Here is a 16,653-nt window from a genome sequence, read left to right as displayed (position 1 = left end):
GATATGTCCATGAGTTTTGACCCTATTGCCGTCCGTCTTGAAGCCGCCCGCAGTGTCGTCCGGGACGCAGCGGCCCTCGCCCTTTCCATGCGCCCTCAGCCTGGTGGCCCGACCGGCACCCTAAAGGGCCGTCAGGACTATCTGACGGAAGCAGACGGAGCGGTTGAAGCGCTCGTTAGCCGCCGGATTCAGGAGCTCTTCCCGGAAGATGGTTTTCAGGGTGAAGAAGGCGGCCTGACACGTGAGGGGCAGTTCCGTTGGGTCGTGGACCCGATTGATGGAACCTCCAATTTTGCACGCGGGCGAGACCGGTGGTGCGTGTCGCTGGGTCTGCTTGAGGGCAATGTACCCGTTGCTGGCGTTATTGAGGCTCCGGCCCTCAACGAAGTTTTCACTGCTCAGAAAGGCAAAGGCGCCTTTTTGAACGGAAAACCCATCAAAGCCTCCCCTATCAGCAACCCGCAGGAAGCCATGATCGAAATGGGATGGTCCTGCAGGGTGTCGACCGAACTGTTTGGTGAAAAAATCGGTGCCATCATGTCTCTGGGCGCCATGCCGCGTTCAGGTGGTTCCGGGGCTCTGGCACTGGCGGACGTCGCATGTGGCCGCAGCGATGGTTACCTTGAAATCGTGATCCAGCTTTGGGATGTCGCCGCAGCACTGATCATTCTTGAAGAAGCTGGCGCTACCGTCTCTCCGTTCCTTCAGACAGGCGGCCTGACAGGAGGCGCCACTATTCTCGCGGCGGCTCCCGGTATCGCCCAAACCCTGTCAAACGCCGTGAAGGTGGAAATCTGACACGACCTGCCACCCCCGCACTCGTGATTTGGCCTCATTTCACGCATAGTGCGGGGAGATCTATTTTTGCCGTTAGCAGAAGGTAAGTTTTATGACCCTGTCCGGTCTCCTGCGTTCGACCGTTCTTGCCGCCACAGGGTGTGCAACGCTCGCTGCGTGTTCTGGCACAACCACCACGACAGCAAGCGAACAGCAGATCGTTGTGGATAAAGCGACGCTGGCTGTTCAGGACCTGTTTGCAAAAACAACCTCGACATCCCGCTCACAGCAGCTTCTGGCGGAAGCCAAAGCCGTCATGGTGTGCCCGTCTGTTCTGAACATGTCTTTCGGTCTGGGAGGCTCTGGCGGTCGCTGCGTTCTCATGAGCCGCGATGCGCGTGGGTCATGGTCTGATCCGGCATTTTACCGTCTGAGCACGGGGTCTCTGGGTGTTCAGGTTGGCGTCCAGAACTCCGAGATGATTTTCTTCATCATGTCCCAGCGCGGCATTCAGGCCCTGCTGGATAGCCAGTTCAAGTTTGATGCGACAGCATCCGCCTCTTTCGCCACGATCGGAACTGGTGTTGAAAGCAGCACGGCCGGTGCAAAGAATACGGACATCTATGCGGCACAGAAGGCTCAGGGCCTGTATGCGGGCGCAGCACTTGGTGGCTCCAAGCTGACAGTGGATAGCGGCGCGAACCGCGCGTACTACAATCAGGCTGTTGGTCCTGAAGACATTATCGTGACGATGCGCGTCAACAATCCGTCTGCCGATCCGCTTCGTCGCATGATGATGAACATTGCGAAACTACCAACGGCATCCACGGCCCGCTCAACAAGCGCAACGGCTCCAGCCTCTCAGGGAAGCACGTCAACGGATATCGACCCCGTAAGCAGCAGCCCCTACCCCAGCAACTACGACACCTCAAAGCCTTACAGCACCCAAACGCGGGGTGTGCAGAGTTCCTCACTGAACCCTGTGAAGTAAGACAAAAAAAGCCCCGCATGTAAAAATTCGGGGCTTTTTTATTGTGGAACCACTGGGACTTTTCCTCGGTAAGCGCGGATATTCCGGTCCTGCCCCTGAAGTGTCTCAGCGAAACTATGGCCACCCTCGCCCGTCGCGACGAAATATAGCGCTTTCCCTTCGGCCGGATGGGCCGCAGCCTCAAGAGACGTCTTACCCGGTGAGCAGATTGGCCCCGGTGGTAGGCCGGTTTCCAGGTAGGTATTGTATGGGCCAGAGACCTGAAGATCATCATGTGTCAAAGGACGATCCAATGTCCCCAGACCTTCACTTAGCCCATAAATAACGCTTGGATCCGTCTGAAGGCGCATGCCAAGTTTAAGACGGTTCAGGAAGACGCGCGCCACCATCGGACGCTCGGCCGGCACTGCTGTTTCCCGCTCAATGAGTGATGCCAGAGTTACAAGATCCTGCGGGCTCTCAATCAGACCATCCAAGGCTTCCACATCACGCTTGTCCCAGATGGACTGCACCTGAGCGTCCATCATGCGTTTCAGGCGATCAGCCATGGATTGCCTTGCGGTGCCACGGACATAGGCAATCGTCTGAGGAAGGACGCTTCCCTCCACGATTTGAGGGACGTCTCCCGTCAGGAAAGGTGCTTTGCGAAGAATATCCGCAATCTTCAGCGCAGTCAGACCTTCAGGAACAGTCAACTGATGGGAGACAGGTTTGCCGTGCCGCAAAATTTCCAGCACGTGAGCCACAGACACTCGTGCGGGGAACTGAAGTTCCGCCGCATGGATCTGTCCATCCCGATGAGTCAGGAAGGCTGATAGCCGGAAGAAGGCTCCGGATGACCATGTTGGGGAAAGAATTCCGTCATCCTGAAGAGCTTTTGTAACCGTCGCGTTGTTACCACGCGGAATGACAAAGGCTTTTGTTTCAGGAAGCGGACCTGGATCAGTGTAATGACCGTATCCGGCCACCGCTGCTGCAACAAAGAGCAGCGGCGCCATGAAGATTGCCAGCTTACGGCCAGCCTTGGGGGGAAGAAGAGGTTTTCTGTTTTCTTCGCCGTCCGGCTGGCTTTCAGGCATAAATCAAAACGACTCCGCTCAGTCCTTGCAGCGCTTCAGGATAATGCTGGCATTCGTGCCGCCAAACCCGAAGCTGTTGGACAGAGCGACATCAACCTTACGCTTCTGAGCCTTCAGAGGCACACGATCGATTACACTCTCGCGTGCCGGATTTTCAAGGTTCAGCGTGGGCGGCACGATGCCGTCGCGGATGGCCTGAAGGCAGAAGATTGCCTCCACAGCACCCGCTGCGCCAAGAAGATGACCAATGGCAGACTTGGTGGATGACATCACCAGGTTCTTGGCATGGTCGCCGAAGAAACGCTCGACCGCATCCAGTTCCAGATCGTCAGCCATGGTGGAGGTGCCATGCGCGTTGACGTAGTCGATATCCGACGCCTGAAGGCCACTGTTCTTCAGGGCGGCCTTCATGGCACGGAACGCGCCTTCATGACCTTCAGCCGGGGCTGTGATGTGATGAGCGTCGCCGGACAGACCATAGCCGCCGATTTCGCCATAGATCTTAGCACCGCGAGCCTTGGCATGTTCGTACTCTTCCAGCACGACCACACCGGCACCTTCACCCATGATGAAGCCATCACGATCCTTATCCCACGGACGGGACGCCTTGGTCGGATCTTCATTGGAGCCAGTGGAGAGCGCACGCGCCGAGCAGAAACCGGCAATACCCAGCGAACAGATGGCAGCTTCCGCGCCACCGGCAATCATGACGTCTGCATCACCGTACTGGATCAGACGGGACGCATCGCCAATCGCATGCACGCCTGTAGCGCAGGCTGTAACGACAGCATGGTTCGGTCCCTTGAAGCCGTAACGGATCGAAAGGTGACCGGAAATGAGATTGATAAGCGCAGACGGGATGAAGAACGGTGACAGACGACGGGCCTTGCCGCTCGAAACTGTCAGAGAACCTTCATAAATCGTCTGCAGACCACCGATACCGGAGCCGATCATCACGCCTGTGGCGCAGCGATCATCTTCGTTCTCAGGCTTCCAGCCCGAGTCTTCGACGGCCTGGATGGCAGCGGCCAGACCAAGATGGATGAAGCGATCCATTTTCTTCTGGTCTTTGACCGGCACCCAGTCAGACAGCGTGAGACCGCCTTCTTCGGTCGGCCCCTCAGGAACCTGACCAGCGACCTGCGCAGGGAGTTCGGAAGGATCAAAATGGGTAATACGCCCGATACCGGACTGCCCTTCGATCAGACGCTTCCACGTCAGTTCCGCACCCACCGCAAGTGGGCTGACAACACCGATTCCGGTAACGACGACGCGTCTTCCGTTGATTGCATTCCCGCTCATCGATGCCTCATGTCTCACGTTGTAAACGACCATACGATGCGGCCTGAAGACCGCTCCGTGTATCCGCCCCTGGTAATTGAGGCGGGATGGGACCAGCCTTAGACCAGTCCCGAAAGCGCCTTAGGCAGCCTTCTGCTTCTCGATGTAGTCAATCGCGTCCTTGACGGTGGCGATCTTCTCGGCTGCATCTTCCGGGATCTCGACGGAGAAAGCTTCTTCGAAAGCCATGACCAGCTCAACCGTGTCGAGGCTGTCTGCGCCCAGATCGTCAATGAAAGACGCTTCCGGCGTGACCTTGCTTTCTTCAACGCCGAGGTGCTCGACAACGATTTTCTTCACCTTGTCAGCGATATCGCTCATCTGTTTGTTCCTTCTGCCCGTTCAGGGCGTTACAAAAAACTCGTATTGCCGTCTGCCAGTCCGGGAACCCATCAGGGCTTCCAGCGCAGGCCACCTCTCCTTTCGGAAAGGCGTTGCCACCGGCCGAACCGGACATCGGCCTTCATCAGACCGGGCAAAGCAGCGCGCGATTAGCACGCTTTGACCTGAAACGCCAAGCGTCTCAGACCATGGCCATACCACCGTTGACGTGCAGGGTCGTTCCCGTGACCCAAGCAGCCTCGTCAGAAGCCAGATACACCACTGCCGCAGCCACGTCATCCGGGTTTCCCATCCGACCGAGCGGAATGGAGCCAACCAGCTTTTCGCGGATACCCTCAGACAGCACATCCGTCATCGGCGTTTCAATGAAACCAGGAGCCACAACGTTGACCGTCACACCGCGAGGACCGGCTTCCTGAGCCAGAGACTTGCTCATGCCAACGATGCCAGCCTTTGCCGCTGCGTAGTTAGCCTGACCCGCATTTCCTGTCGTTCCAACAACTGACGCGATGGAAATGATGCGGCCAGCGCGACGGCGCAGCATACCCTTAAGGGCAGCGCGAGCCAGACGGAACGGACTTTCCAGATCCACCGTCATGACCTGCGACCAGTCACTGTCCTTCATGCGGATGGCAAGCGTATCGCGCGTCAGACCCGCATTGTTCACCAGAATGTCCAGCGGAGCCCCGGCTACTTCTTCAGCCTTAGCCACAAGACCATCAGCTTCAGACGCATCCGACAGGTTGGCAACAGCAATATGGGCGCGCTCGCCAAGGCTATCTGCAAGTTCCTTCAGAGCCGCTTCACGCGTGCCGCTGAGAACAACCGTTGCGCCAAGGGCGTGAAGCTGACGGGCAATAGCTGCACCGATGCCACCGGATGCACCCGTGACGAGTGCGATCTTGCCAGAAAGAGAGAACATGGTTCGTTGTCCTTACAGAGCCTTGAGCAGGGCTTCGATTTCAGCGGGTGTGCCAGCATTGTCCGTGGCAAGGTCAGGAGCAATACGACGCGCCAGACCGCACAGCACCTTGCCGGCTCCCAGTTCATGCATATTTGTCACGCCCATGGCTGCCATGGCCTGAACGCTTTCGCGCCAGCGGACAGTTCCCGTAACCTGCTTCACCAGAAGGTCGCGGATCGCATCAGGATCCGTGACCTTCGCAGCAGTCACATTGGCAATAACCGGGACGCTCGGCGCATTCAGTGTAGCCGTTGCCAGCGCTTCGGCCATTTCACGACCGGCAGGCGCCATCAGTGACGAATGAAACGGCGCGGAGACCGGAAGTTTCACAGCCCGCTTGATGCCACGCTCCTTGGCAAGGGCAATGGCGCGATCCACGGCATCCATGTGTCCAGACACAACGATCTGGCCACCGCCGTTATCATTGGCGATCTCAAGGACCTGTCCCTCGGCGGCATCTTCACAGATGGACTGCGCCTGCTCAGCCTCAACTCCGAGAAGGGCTGCCATGCCGCCCTCACCTGCAGGAACAGCCCGCTGCATTGCCTGACCGCGCAGACGCAGCAAACGGGCACCCTCAGCAATACCGAGCGTGCCAGCAGCAGCAAGAGCAGAATATTCTCCAAGAGAATGACCCGCCAGCAAAGCGGCCTTGTCTGCCAGCTTGAAGCCACCTTCGGTTTCAAGGGCCCGAACTGCAGCGAGCGATACAGCAAAAAGTGCTGGCTGCGTGTTCTCGGTCTTTGTCAGTTCGTCCGCTTCGCCGGAGAACATCAGCTTTGACAGATGCACTCTGAGGGCATCGTCAACTTCCTGAAAAACGGCGCGGGATGAAGCAAAGGCATCATGCAGGGCCTGCCCCATTCCGACTGACTGACTGCCCTGACCCGGAAAGACAAAAGCGTGAACCGACATGGATCCCCCTGCTGGCATGAAAAACAGGCTCAGGGTGATGCTGTTTCACACGCGATCTGTCAAATTCTGCCTTATCTGTCAGGTGTGAATGTCGCGTATGCCTCACCGGGAATTTTAACCCGGACCCGCCCAAAAGGCTTGCTGGAACGAAATACCGTATCCTCTGCATAGTCCTGCGGCCGAAGCAGAACAGTCATTGGCTCCCTGCTCACGTTTGACGCCAGCACCCGAACGGTGCCGCTCGTCACAGCCTCAAAATTCGCTCCCGGAGCAATATCTATCTTGAGCCGATGAGCATCCGGCATGAACCAGGACAAGATCACACCCGTCAGATCACGAATGCACGCATTGACCTGGCGCAGCCAGTGACGAGCCTCTATGCCGGTAAATGTCTGCTGCGCAGGCAACGCGACCACCAGAGACAGCTCCGTTCTGACATTATGCCCGATGGCTTCTGTCTGAAGGACTGGCGGGTTCTCTGCCTTCAGGCGGTCTGTCAGCGGAAAATGCATGTCCCGGTCCTGACCGAAGAACAAGGGAATATCGCCATCCCGGCTATGAACCATAAGCCGCGCTTTTGAGGGGTAATCATGGTCAGGCAGCAACTCGCCTGTGAAATGGAGTGACAGACCCTCTTTTGCCGCCTGCGGAAAGCGCTCAAACCGCTCATAGATACGTGCGATGTCCTGATATGTCGCAACGCGCACGTCATGTCGGCCAGCGACAATAAGATGCTCCTCAGAAGCACCGTGCGCCTCGTGAAGCCCGACACAGGAAAGGAATGCGATGAAACATCCCGTCAGAAGACGATAGGTCATGAGTTTATTTTACAACAAATGATGTCTTATTCAATTTTTTGCAGAACAATCAGAACCTGCGGCAGCCTTACCGGATTATCCAGATATTCGATCAGGCGAAACATACCGCCCCAAGCTTTAAGAATATAATTCCGTGGTATGATGGCCTCTCCATAATGCGCCTGAGGCTGAGGGCGCTTTGCAGACGCGGCATGCAGGAACCGTCCAGCCTCAAAATGTGAATTCGCCTGGGCTTCATCCACAAAACTGTTTGCACAGGCTTCATGCCATGGATGCTCCAGTCGCATCCCAGAAGCACGACGCAAGCGCTGCTCCGCGCAGAATGACAGAAACCGCCGACTCTGCGTCGTAAAGACAACCAATCCATCTGGCTTCAGAAGCCGATGAAACTCCCTCATCCAGTGGCCGGCCAAAAATTCATCCAGATGTGAAAATGTCGACCAGGACGTGACCAGATCCAGCGTACCAGGCACGAGCGGCAATGGTGGCACCAGCCCGGCCTGCAAGAAGGGAAGAAATGGATTGGCGCGCCGTGCCGCCATGAGAAAGCGGTCCGTATGCTCGACGCTGACGAGGGACTGTGATCGCACGTCCTTCATGAAAAGGCGTGCCATCCGCCCCCACCCACATCCGAAATCAAGAACGGAAGTCTCGGGCTTCACAGGTCTTCCCGCGTAGGCGCAATACGCTTTTATTTCTCGATAAAAGACATGCGCCTCATGAATGGAAACCTCCCCGTGATGCCCATGAATTTCACGCTGAAGATCATCCGGGGGAAACTCAGGCATCCGAACGCCCCGCACATCATGTCCGCCAAGGGACGAGACCAGAACATGCAGCCATTCTTCATCCGCAAGCCCGTGAAAGGCTTCAAAAACAGCATCCGTCCTGTCGGAGTGGGTCATTCTTCTACCGTTACGCCATGTCAGTAACGATTTATTAACGCACTTCCACCAACAAGAGAACCAAGCCGCCGCCTCCTGAAAAATTCTGCCCCGCGCTTTTCAGATACAACACAAGAAAGAGTTCTCACATAAACTGGATATGGCTCTTAAATCCCAAAAGAGCGGCATCCCGCAGATTGTATTGGGCATTCGGGTGAATGTAATACTCAAACAAAGGCGTGAAAATCACCCCCTTCACAACGTGGATAGCGTAGTTGAACTCCATCACGACCGCATCCTGCTGAACACCTGTCGCATGATTGGGAAGTGATTGCCCTTTACGGATCAGCGCAGTCTCACTTCGGCTCACACCGGATGCAATCTTGGTGTAGGTCAGAGAAAATCCGAGCGTATCGTAGGGTCGAGAGTTCAGAAATCCGCGGTTAATCAGTGCGCCATAGACGAGATACCGGCGCAGGGACGTATGGGGATCATTGTAAATAAGCCCCGTCATCGCCGTCAGGCCTGAGCCCTTTGCCCGGTAGTGCAGCAGCTGCTGATCCAGCATGACCCATGTTGACCAGGACGCGCTTCGCTTTTTATGCGCAAGTCCGCTCTCTGCATAAGAACCGTCATACAGATCGTAATAGTTGTCAGTTTGCGGGGTACTGAAGAGCTGGGCCCCGAATTTGTAATGACCCGGCAAGGTGCCATGCCCGAAAACCGGTTCCCAGGCTGTTTCGATCGGTGCCGTATAACCGATGATATTGGCCCCATTGAACTTGAATCCGGTTCGATGCTGATAGACCTGATAAATCCCGTTTTCGATCGGATACACCCCTGTCTGAACATAGACAGAATGCACCGGCCTTCCCCGGACCCGAAATCCCCAGGTTGCAGCAGGATAACCCGCGTCAAAATTCGTGTCCGTAATCCCTTTGGGACGACCGCAGAAACTACCGTTCTGGAAATTGCAGAACAAAGGGCTCGCTGCAAAATCCGAAATTTCTGACATACGACCAGCCGCAATCGCCAGACGTCCACCGTAAAGCGTCTCTTCGCCGTACATATAGACCAGATGCACGACAACATTTCCGCCACCGCCATAATCTTCGGAGGCATGATTGAGCCAGTCACCAAACATGCGATTGGCCGTCGTACCGTATCGACCCACCGTAATCATGTGCGTCGCAAAACCACGCAGACCGGCAAGTTTTTCCCAGTCGACATCAAGCTGCATGGCATACTGGCCCGCATTGCTCGCGCCCTGCTTGTAGTTTTCAAATCCTGGCGTTGTTCCGCGCGTCGGTTTCGTTATCGCTCCGGCAAATTCATTCGTATTATCGACGAGGAAATTGATGCCACGCTTACGCAGCCAGTCTGACAAGGGATTGGAGACGATAGCCTCGGGATGGGAAAATGCTGGCACGGTTGTTTCACGCGATGCGTGCACAGGAAGAGGCGTTGAAACCAACTGACTTGGCGCAGATCCAATATCGCGGTCCATGACCTGAGCAAAAGCAGGCAGCGAGACGAAAATACTGAAAAACCACACGAACCATGAGCTTTTCAGAGCATAACCCAGCACACGAAGATGCAAATCTGGCGCCCCTATTTGAACAGGAATAATGTTACATCACGACCTCTGAAGCGAATTGCGCCCGATCCAGAGTGAGCATGCAAAATCCCTACGCGACGGAGCATTGTAGCGTAATTAACATTTTAGAATTTCTCGTAAATTTGATTAATAATTCACAAATATAAAATAATTAAAATATTTTTTATTATTTGTTTTAAAGTAAAAATACTTGTGAAAGTGAAGTACATTTTATATTAATATTCAAATATATACAAAAGCGTTAATTTAGAAAATTAGTTATGTAATATTTCTTTCACATGAAACACGTTTGCGTGCCCATTTTCGAAAACATGTCTTTTTTTGTGGAAAATCAAAGCCTGAGAGCAGAAGACGTTTACCATTCACGCGAACCACATTTCGTGGCGCATGAAGAGAGAGGAAATTTCTGCATGTCTCTTTCTGGTAAAATTGCCGCTGTAACCGGGGCGGCTCAAGGTATCGGCAAGGCCATCGCTCTTCGTCTGGCGCGCGAAGGAGCTGACATTATTCTATTGGATGTCAAACAGGAAACCGTTCAGCAGGCTGCCAAGGAAGTTGAGGCTCTTGGTCGACGTGCTATCGCTCTGACGGCTGACATCAGCAATCGCGATGAATTTCAGAAGACCCTGAAAGAAGCCTCCAGACAGCTGGGCGGCCTCGATATCATGGTCAATAACGCCGGCATCTGCCAGGTGAAGCCTATTCTGGACGTCACCCAGGAAGAAGTTGAGAAGATTTACCGTATCAATGTTCAGGGCGTGATCTGGGGTATCCAGGCTGCAGCCAACATTTTCAAAGAGACCGGCAAGAAGGGCAAGATCATCAATGCCTGCTCCATTGCTGGCCATGAAGGCTTTCCCCTTCTCGGGATCTATTCTTCCACAAAGTTCGCAGTTCGCGCACTGACGCAGTCGGCCGCCAAAGAACTGGCCGCCTTCGGTATCACCGTGAACTCCTACTGCCCGGGCATCGTCGGAACGGATATGTGGGTCGAGATCGACAAGCGCATGTCTGAGATTACCGGTGCTGAACTGGGCGCAACGTACAAGAAGTATGTTGAAGGTATCGCTCTCGGACGGGTCGAAACAGCGGACGACGTTGCGGGCTTCGTCGCATTCCTGTCGGGCAAAGATTCCGATTACATTACTGGCCAGTCCATCCTGATCGATGGCGGCCTCGTCTACCGCTAAGGCTGTAGATACAAAAAAGGGCCGGAGAAGTCCGGCCCTTTTTTGAAATCATCAGGCGTCCCGCGGGATAAGGCGTCCACGCTGCCATGCTTCCGCAGCATCATCGGGGTCCTGCCCTTCGACGCCAATATTATAATCCAGCGCACTCATGACCTTGTTGCCGAGCATCATCTCGGACAACTCGTCAAGAAGATCCGTGTCTGCCTTGCGCGCAACATCTTCCCGCAGAACCATGCGCGCAGACATTTCCCCGCCAAGCAGCTTGTCAGGGTCCTCAACCAGCGTCAGCAACGCAGTATGGAACACAGCGTGAGGCTGAGTGGCGACAACAAGGGGAGATTCCCCGTCAGCCTGCGCCTTTTCCAGACGACCGATCAGAGCGGCCTCTCCAACGACTTCAAGCGGCAGGGAGGAGAGAGCTGGAAGCTGCTTGAGTGCCTTTTCAAGAACCTCGCGGCTGTCATCCGCAACGATCACCCGATCCACTTCAGCGGATGTCAGCGCATTGACAGGACCGAGCGCACGCAGCGCAGCAAACGAAATCTGCGGCTGATACAGATCCCCGATCACACGAAAGCCCGGACCAGCGAATTTTTCATCACGCGGGAACCAGGCAGAGACCAGAAGATCAATCTCGCCCTGCTCCATGGCTTCAGCCACATCTTCAGGATCGAGGTCTACGAACTCGACGTCCACCTCATGCGCTTCGAGAACACGGGCGACCGCACTGGCACACCCGGCATGAAGCGAGGTGTACAGATGGCCGATCGTCATTTGCGTCATGAGGCAGTCCGTCAGTCAGAAAATTGAAACGTGAGACCGTGGATAAGCCTCACGCTTCATTTTGTCACGACCCTTACCAGATCTTTACGCGCTGATCCGGGGCCAGATAGAGCTTGTCGCCCTCTTTTACGCCGAATGCGTCATACCAGGCGTCAATATTATGCGCTGGCATGTTCACACGCGTGACGGCCGGGGCATGCTCGTTCGAAAGCATCTGCTGGCGCAGCGCATCCGGACGATCCTTCTCACGCCACACCTGTGCCCACCCCAGGAACACGCGCTGATCGCCTGTCAGACCATGAACGGTTGTCTGCGGCTTGCCATGCAGGGAGTCATGATAAGCCTGCAGACCGAGGTTCAACCCGCCGGAATCCGCAATATTCTCGCCCATCGTCATCTTGCCGTTCACGTGCGTGCCCGGCAGGGGCTCCTGCGCGTCGTATTGTGCACCCAGACGATCCGCGAGTTTCTGGAAAGCATCAGAGGATGCTTTGGTCCACCAGTCATTCAGACGGCCATGCTCATCATAATGACGGCCCTGGTCGTCAAAGCCATGGCTCATCTCATGACCGATCACGCCACCAATGGCACCGTAATTCACAGCCATATCGCCCTTCGGATCGAAGAACGGCGGCTGAAGGATGGCAGCCGGGAAAACGATCTCGTTCATCGTCGGATCATTGTAGGCATTCACCGTCTGCGGCGTCATGCCCCATTCGTCACGATCCACCGGCTTGTCGAGTTTGTCCACCTCATGCTGCCAGTTGAACGCCACACCACGCACGGCATTGCCATACACGTCGCCCTGACGAACCACGAGGTTGCTGTAGTCCCACCATTTCTTGGGATAGCCAACCTGAATGGCGAAGTGATCCAGCTTGTTCAGAGCAGCCTTGCGGGTCTGCTCGTCCATCCATGTGTTGTGCTCAAGGCGATCATGGAAGGAAGACTTCACCTTCTGCACCAGCTCCGTAATCTGAGCCTGTGCTGACGGCGGGAAGTAACGGGCAACATAGATCTTGCCCAGAGCCCAGCCCATGGCACCATTGGTCACGCGTGTCGCACGCTTCCAACGAGGAGACTGCTGCGCCACGCCTGACAGCGTGCGACTGTTGAAGTCAAAGGACGCGTCAGAGAAATCGTGAGACAGATAAGCTGCGGCATTGTCGGCCAGATGGAAGGCAAGCCAGGCCTGAACCACGCTGTAATCAGCCTTCTTCAGAACGCGGGACATGGCAGCGATGCCATCGGGCTCACGCACGTCCACCTTGCGATCGGCAATATTTGCAGCCGGAAGCCCTGCCGTCGTCAGGAACGTGACCCAGTCAAAGTCCGGAGCAATCTTCTGTAGCTGCGTGACCGTCATCGGGTTGTAGAGCTTGAGCGGATCGCGCGTCTGGTCGCGGGGGATCTCAACCTTGGCAAGCGCCGTTTCAAGATCAACCACGGCCTGCGCGTTCTTGGCTGGATCAGCCCAGCCCACAAGCGTCAACATCTTGGCGACATAAGCCTGATAGGCCTTCTTCTTGTCGGCAAGCTTCGGGTCTGTGTAGTAGCTGATATCGGGCAGGCCCAGGCCACCGCTGACACCAATGCTCATGCCCTGATCGAGCATCAGCATGTAGTGTTCCGGATCTTTCTGGTCCTGCTCAACGCCAATCTGGAATGTCGAGAACGCCATGGACTTCAGAGATGTACCAAACGCTTCTGCAAGGCTCTTGGCATCACTGACCTTACGGATCTTCTCAAGATCCGCGGCTAGCGGCTTGGCTCCCAGAGCATCAACCGCCTTCTGGTCCAGATAACTGGCGTAGAAAGTGCCAATCTTGCCCATGTCGTCAGACGGCTCGGCAGAAACATGCTTCTGCGCTTCGTTCAGGATCGCCTTCTGGCGCTCCATGGACAGCTCATACAGAATACGGAACGGGCCGTAGCTGCTCATATCCCCCGGAATTTTCAGGTTCTTGAGGTACGTGCCGTTGGCATATTCGAAAAAATTGTCGCCTGGCTTGACGCTATGGTTCATGCCGGCTTCATCAAAGCCCCAGCCTGAATTGTAACCGGCGGCCTGCGCGCTAGCGGCCGTCAGGCCCATAGCCAGTGCAAGCACACTCGCACCCTGCGTCAGGCGGCGTTTAACAGAAACTGTAGTCTTCACATTATGCCTCATGTTCTGGCGATCGCCGTAGCATGAGGCATAAAAGATCATTTCGTCAAAAGGTCGTCCATACAAACGGAGACTTTTTGTTACTTCCCGCTTTTGCGGGTTGTCTTGCGTGCTTTGTCAGCCGGAGCGGAAACAGCCAGCACGTCATAATCAAAAACCATGACTTTATCGAGATATGGCCCGGCAAATTCCTTGAAGGCCTCATGGGCGGGGTCGAAGAAGGCCGGATCTGTCACGACGGGCTTACCAACGTAATAGTTCCGATCCCCTTCCGAGCGAAACGTCACGAGAAATGCCTGCTGCAGACCACCCTCTACACCTTCGCCGCTGTTCTGAAACCCGGTTTCAATGCTGACCACTACGGGACGGCCGTCCGGACGACGACTGTCCTGTGCAAGATGCAGAAACCGGCCGGACACTTCCGCACGCTGTGCCGTCGTGGCGTCCTTTTTGTAACGGAACATCACCATGTGACGCACTGTCCCCACACGCCAGTCAGCCGCTGTGAACTGAGCGTATCCGACCTGTCGGGCAAGCTGCTGGGAGGCAACCGTTGCCGCTGCCGGTGTATCGCTTGTCACCGGGCCTGACGTCGCGATCGGCAAGGAGTATGGATCTGCTTTGGCTGAGAAGCCCTGTGACAGCCCTGCGATGGACAGAAGGGCAGCGGCTCCCCAGATAAAGCGACGGGACAGAAGTAGTCGAACGTCCATTCTCAAGCTCCAGTTACCAGACAGAAAATGCAGTTCTTCATGGCACGAAACGGCCCCTTCCGTCTTGTGAATTTCCGTAAGTCTGGCGAACTGTCAGGCCGCGATCTGACGCTGAAACGATTTGCGGCGCCACTGGATCAGTCGATACACCCCATTCGCTGCCAGCTTCTGCCAACGGGAATGCGGGGTGAAGCCGATTGTCTTGAAGATCATGGCCGTCACACGATCAATGTGCTTCTGCTGATAGAATCCCATGGCTTTGGACATGTAAGCCGCAATGCAGCGCTTGTGATCATAGGGCATATCCGGGGATTCATTGGTCGTGTGATAGGCGGACGCCAGCTCATCGTCCTCACTCTCGGTCACACGCCCAAGAGCAATGCGTGTCCGTGCCCAGACACTGAGCTTCTCGCGCTTCAGATAGCGATGCATGTGATCATAGAAGAGTTTGAAATGCCGGTATTCATCGGCGGCAATCTGCTTGCAGATGGCTTTCAGCAAGGGCTCATCCGTCGCATCCGCCAGCGCCGTGTAAAAAGACGACGTTCCCGTCTCGACCATACAACGCGCGATCAGTTCGCCCGTGCGGGACCCGCGGATAGACGCATCAACGTCTGCATCAATCTTGTAACTTGCGCGATAGCGCTCAAACGCCTCTTCATAGTCCCAGCTCGGATCTGCCAGCATGGCCCAGCGGCCCAGAGCATCTCCGTGCTGAACTTCTTCCACTGCCCAGTTGGCTGTTGCTGCGCTGAAATCCGGGTCTCCCACAAAGACGTGTCTCAAATATTCAGCGTAGTCCAACCCATTCTTTTCAACGACTGAAGCAGACTTCACCAGAGGAATGATATCCGGGTCCACGCGGGATGGATCAAAGGAATCCCAGTCCATCTGCTCGATACGCCAGTGTTTCATCGCTTTGCCTCGTCCGTTTTCCGGCTCATAATCATGACGATGAGATGACACGCCGGGGCCATTTTGGGTAGGTGTGACGCAACAACGTTGGAGAAAGCCCCGTGACGGCTCAGAAAATGACACAGCCAGACGTCCGCCACGACTGGACGCGCGCCGAGGTTGAAGCGCTGATCAACCTCCCCTTCCCGGACCTGATGTTCCGCGCCCAGGAACTGCACCGTCGTTATTTCGACCCCACAAAAGTGCAGATTTCCACGCTTCTTTCGATCAAGACAGGCGGTTGCCCCGAAGACTGCGCCTACTGTCCGCAGAGCGCCCGACACGAAAAAAGCGTGAAGGCCGAACGTCTGATGGCCGTCGAAAAGGTGATGACCGAGGCGCGTGCAGCAAAGGCAGCAGGCGCAGGCCGATTCTGCATGGGCGCTGCCTGGCGCTCCCCGAAGGACCACGATCTCGACTCCGTTTGTGAGATGATCGAGGGCGTGAAGTCCCTTGGTCTCGAAACCTGCGTCACGCTCGGGATGCTGGACTCCGTACAGTCCCAGCGCCTGAAAGATGCCGGGTTGGATTATTACAACCACAACCTCGACACCTCTGAGGAGTTCTACGGCTCCATCATCTCAACCCGCACGTATCAGGAGCGCCTCGATACGCTCTCCAACGTGCGCGATGCCGGCATCAATGTCTGCTGTGGCGGAATCGTGGGTATGGGCGAAGATCTGTCCGACCGCGCCGGCCTGCTGATGACGCTCGCCAACCTGCCGAAGCATCCCGAGAGCGTACCCATCAATCTGCTTGTTCGCGTTGAAGGCACACCGTTAGGTGAAGCTGAAGCGGTCGATCCGATCACCTTCGTCCGTATCATCGCCACAGCCCGTATCATGATGCCGGAAAGCCATGTCCGTCTGGCAGCAGGACGTGAAAACATGACGGATGAGGCACATGCTCTGTGCTTCCTCGCAGGTGCCAACTCTATCTTCTGTGGTGAAAAGCTCCTGACCACGCCAAACCCTGCTGAACACCGCGACCGTCAGCTTCTGTCCGCTCTGGGCATGACGCCGATGGTTCAGTCTGAAGCAGAAATGGGCGCACTGCGTCCTGCCGTTCCGGACGTCGCTGCCTACGAAGCAGCTCTGTCCTGACAAACAAAGGGCGA

General features: G+C 55.8%; 16 protein-coding genes. 4 read left to right on the top strand and 12 right to left on the bottom strand.

The window, feature by feature from the left end:
- Positions 1–9: 9 nt before the first annotated feature.
- Positions 10–798, top strand: coding sequence for an inositol monophosphatase family protein (locus tag JN414_RS03490; RefSeq protein WP_202206689.1), 789 nt, complete (start codon positions 10–12; stop codon positions 796–798).
- Positions 799–889: 91 nt separating this feature from the next.
- Positions 890–1,768 (top strand): lipid-binding SYLF domain-containing protein, encoded by an 879-nt coding sequence (locus JN414_RS03485; protein ID WP_046899537.1) that lies wholly within the window; start codon positions 890–892, stop codon positions 1,766–1,768.
- 38 nt (positions 1,769–1,806) lie between these two features.
- Here the strand turns inward: JN414_RS03485 and mltG are convergent, their stop codons facing one another.
- The 8 genes from mltG to JN414_RS03445 form a co-directional block, all read right to left on the bottom strand.
- Entirely contained in the window at positions 1,807–2,847 is a 1,041-nt protein-coding gene (gene mltG / locus JN414_RS03480; protein WP_202206688.1) for an endolytic transglycosylase MltG, read from the bottom strand.
- Between the two features lie 18 nt (positions 2,848–2,865).
- Positions 2,866–4,149 (bottom strand): beta-ketoacyl-ACP synthase II, encoded by a 1,284-nt coding sequence (fabF, locus tag JN414_RS03475; protein ID WP_202206687.1) that lies wholly within the window; start codon positions 4,147–4,149, stop codon positions 2,866–2,868.
- Between the two features lie 120 nt (positions 4,150–4,269).
- Positions 4,270–4,509: an acyl carrier protein gene (locus JN414_RS03470; RefSeq protein WP_007282219.1), complete on the bottom strand. Its 240-nt coding sequence runs from the start codon at positions 4,507–4,509 to the stop codon at positions 4,270–4,272.
- Positions 4,510–4,711: 202 nt separating this feature from the next.
- Positions 4,712–5,452, bottom strand: a complete 741-nt coding sequence (gene fabG / locus JN414_RS03465) for a 3-oxoacyl-[acyl-carrier-protein] reductase (RefSeq protein ID WP_202206686.1) — start codon at positions 5,450–5,452, stop codon at positions 4,712–4,714.
- 12 nt (positions 5,453–5,464) lie between these two features.
- A complete protein-coding gene (fabD, locus tag JN414_RS03460; RefSeq protein WP_202206685.1) occupies positions 5,465–6,409 on the bottom strand; it encodes an ACP S-malonyltransferase in 945 nt (314 codons plus the stop codon).
- Positions 6,410–6,480: 71 nt separating this feature from the next.
- Positions 6,481–7,227, bottom strand: coding sequence for a hypothetical protein (locus JN414_RS03455; protein WP_202206684.1), 747 nt, complete (start codon positions 7,225–7,227; stop codon positions 6,481–6,483).
- A 26-nt stretch (positions 7,228–7,253) separates the two neighbouring features.
- Entirely contained in the window at positions 7,254–8,132 is an 879-nt protein-coding gene (locus JN414_RS03450; RefSeq protein WP_202206683.1) for a bifunctional 2-polyprenyl-6-hydroxyphenol methylase/3-demethylubiquinol 3-O-methyltransferase UbiG, read from the bottom strand.
- A gap of 124 nt (positions 8,133–8,256) precedes the next feature.
- Positions 8,257–9,666: a carbohydrate porin gene (locus JN414_RS03445; protein ID WP_375781677.1), complete on the bottom strand. Its 1,410-nt coding sequence runs from the start codon at positions 9,664–9,666 to the stop codon at positions 8,257–8,259.
- Positions 9,667–10,139: 473 nt separating this feature from the next.
- Here JN414_RS03445 and JN414_RS03440 point away from each other — a divergent pair, with 473 nt between their 5' ends.
- A complete protein-coding gene (locus JN414_RS03440) occupies positions 10,140–10,919 on the top strand; it encodes an acetoin reductase (protein ID WP_202206681.1) in 780 nt (259 codons plus the stop codon).
- 51 nt (positions 10,920–10,970) lie between these two features.
- Here JN414_RS03440 and JN414_RS03435 read toward each other — a convergent pair whose 3' ends face one another.
- From JN414_RS03435 to JN414_RS03420, 4 genes are all read right to left on the bottom strand, one after another.
- Positions 10,971–11,702: a glycine betaine ABC transporter substrate-binding protein gene (locus tag JN414_RS03435; RefSeq protein WP_202206680.1), complete on the bottom strand. Its 732-nt coding sequence runs from the start codon at positions 11,700–11,702 to the stop codon at positions 10,971–10,973.
- A 73-nt stretch (positions 11,703–11,775) separates the two neighbouring features.
- Entirely contained in the window at positions 11,776–13,935 is a 2,160-nt protein-coding gene (locus tag JN414_RS03430; protein WP_202206679.1) for a M13 family metallopeptidase, read from the bottom strand.
- 14 nt (positions 13,936–13,949) lie between these two features.
- On the bottom strand, positions 13,950–14,582 hold the full coding sequence (locus JN414_RS03425) for a Dabb family protein (protein WP_202206678.1): 633 nt from the start codon (positions 14,580–14,582) through the stop codon (positions 13,950–13,952).
- A gap of 93 nt (positions 14,583–14,675) precedes the next feature.
- Entirely contained in the window at positions 14,676–15,497 is an 822-nt protein-coding gene (locus tag JN414_RS03420) for an acyl-ACP desaturase (protein WP_046899547.1), read from the bottom strand.
- A 116-nt stretch (positions 15,498–15,613) separates the two neighbouring features.
- Here JN414_RS03420 and bioB point away from each other — a divergent pair, with 116 nt between their 5' ends.
- Positions 15,614–16,639 carry a biotin synthase BioB gene (gene bioB, locus JN414_RS03415; protein WP_202206803.1) on the top strand — a complete coding sequence of 342 codons (1,026 nt, stop codon included), beginning with the start codon at positions 15,614–15,616 and terminating at the stop codon, positions 16,637–16,639.
- Positions 16,640–16,653 lie beyond the last annotated feature (14 nt).

Origin of the sequence: Gluconobacter sp. Gdi, assembly GCF_014132155.1 — a bacterium.
GTDB lineage: Bacteria > Pseudomonadota > Alphaproteobacteria > Acetobacterales > Acetobacteraceae > Gluconobacter.
Note: the sequence above shows the minus strand (reverse complement) of the source record. Positions and strands in the feature narration are given on the sequence as shown.

Excerpts from the sequence above, each read along its gene's own strand:
- JN414_RS03490 (WP_202206689.1), top strand. The coding sequence starts at position 10 with ATGAGTTTTGACCCTATTGCCGTCCGTCTTGAAGCCGCCCGCAGTGTC.
- JN414_RS03485 (WP_046899537.1), top strand. The coding sequence starts at position 890 with ATGACCCTGTCCGGTCTCCTGCGTTCGACCGTTCTTGCCGCCACAGGG.
- mltG (WP_202206688.1), bottom strand. The coding sequence starts at position 2,847 with ATGCCTGAAAGCCAGCCGGACGGCGAAGAAAACAGAAAACCTCTTCTT.
- fabF (WP_202206687.1), bottom strand. The coding sequence starts at position 4,149 with ATGAGCGGGAATGCAATCAACGGAAGACGCGTCGTCGTTACCGGAATC.
- JN414_RS03470 (WP_007282219.1), bottom strand. The coding sequence starts at position 4,509 with ATGAGCGATATCGCTGACAAGGTGAAGAAAATCGTTGTCGAGCACCTC.
- fabG (WP_202206686.1), bottom strand. The coding sequence starts at position 5,452 with ATGTTCTCTCTTTCTGGCAAGATCGCACTCGTCACGGGTGCATCCGGT.
- fabD (WP_202206685.1), bottom strand. The coding sequence starts at position 6,409 with ATGTCGGTTCACGCTTTTGTCTTTCCGGGTCAGGGCAGTCAGTCAGTC.
- JN414_RS03455 (WP_202206684.1), bottom strand. The coding sequence starts at position 7,227 with ATGACCTATCGTCTTCTGACGGGATGTTTCATCGCATTCCTTTCCTGT.
- JN414_RS03450 (WP_202206683.1), bottom strand. The coding sequence starts at position 8,132 with ATGACCCACTCCGACAGGACGGATGCTGTTTTTGAAGCCTTTCACGGG.
- JN414_RS03440 (WP_202206681.1), top strand. The coding sequence starts at position 10,140 with ATGTCTCTTTCTGGTAAAATTGCCGCTGTAACCGGGGCGGCTCAAGGT.
- JN414_RS03435 (WP_202206680.1), bottom strand. The coding sequence starts at position 11,702 with ATGACGCAAATGACGATCGGCCATCTGTACACCTCGCTTCATGCCGGG.
- JN414_RS03425 (WP_202206678.1), bottom strand. The coding sequence starts at position 14,582 with ATGGACGTTCGACTACTTCTGTCCCGTCGCTTTATCTGGGGAGCCGCT.
- JN414_RS03420 (WP_046899547.1), bottom strand. The coding sequence starts at position 15,497 with ATGAAACACTGGCGTATCGAGCAGATGGACTGGGATTCCTTTGATCCA.
- bioB (WP_202206803.1), top strand. The coding sequence starts at position 15,614 with ATGACACAGCCAGACGTCCGCCACGACTGGACGCGCGCCGAGGTTGAA.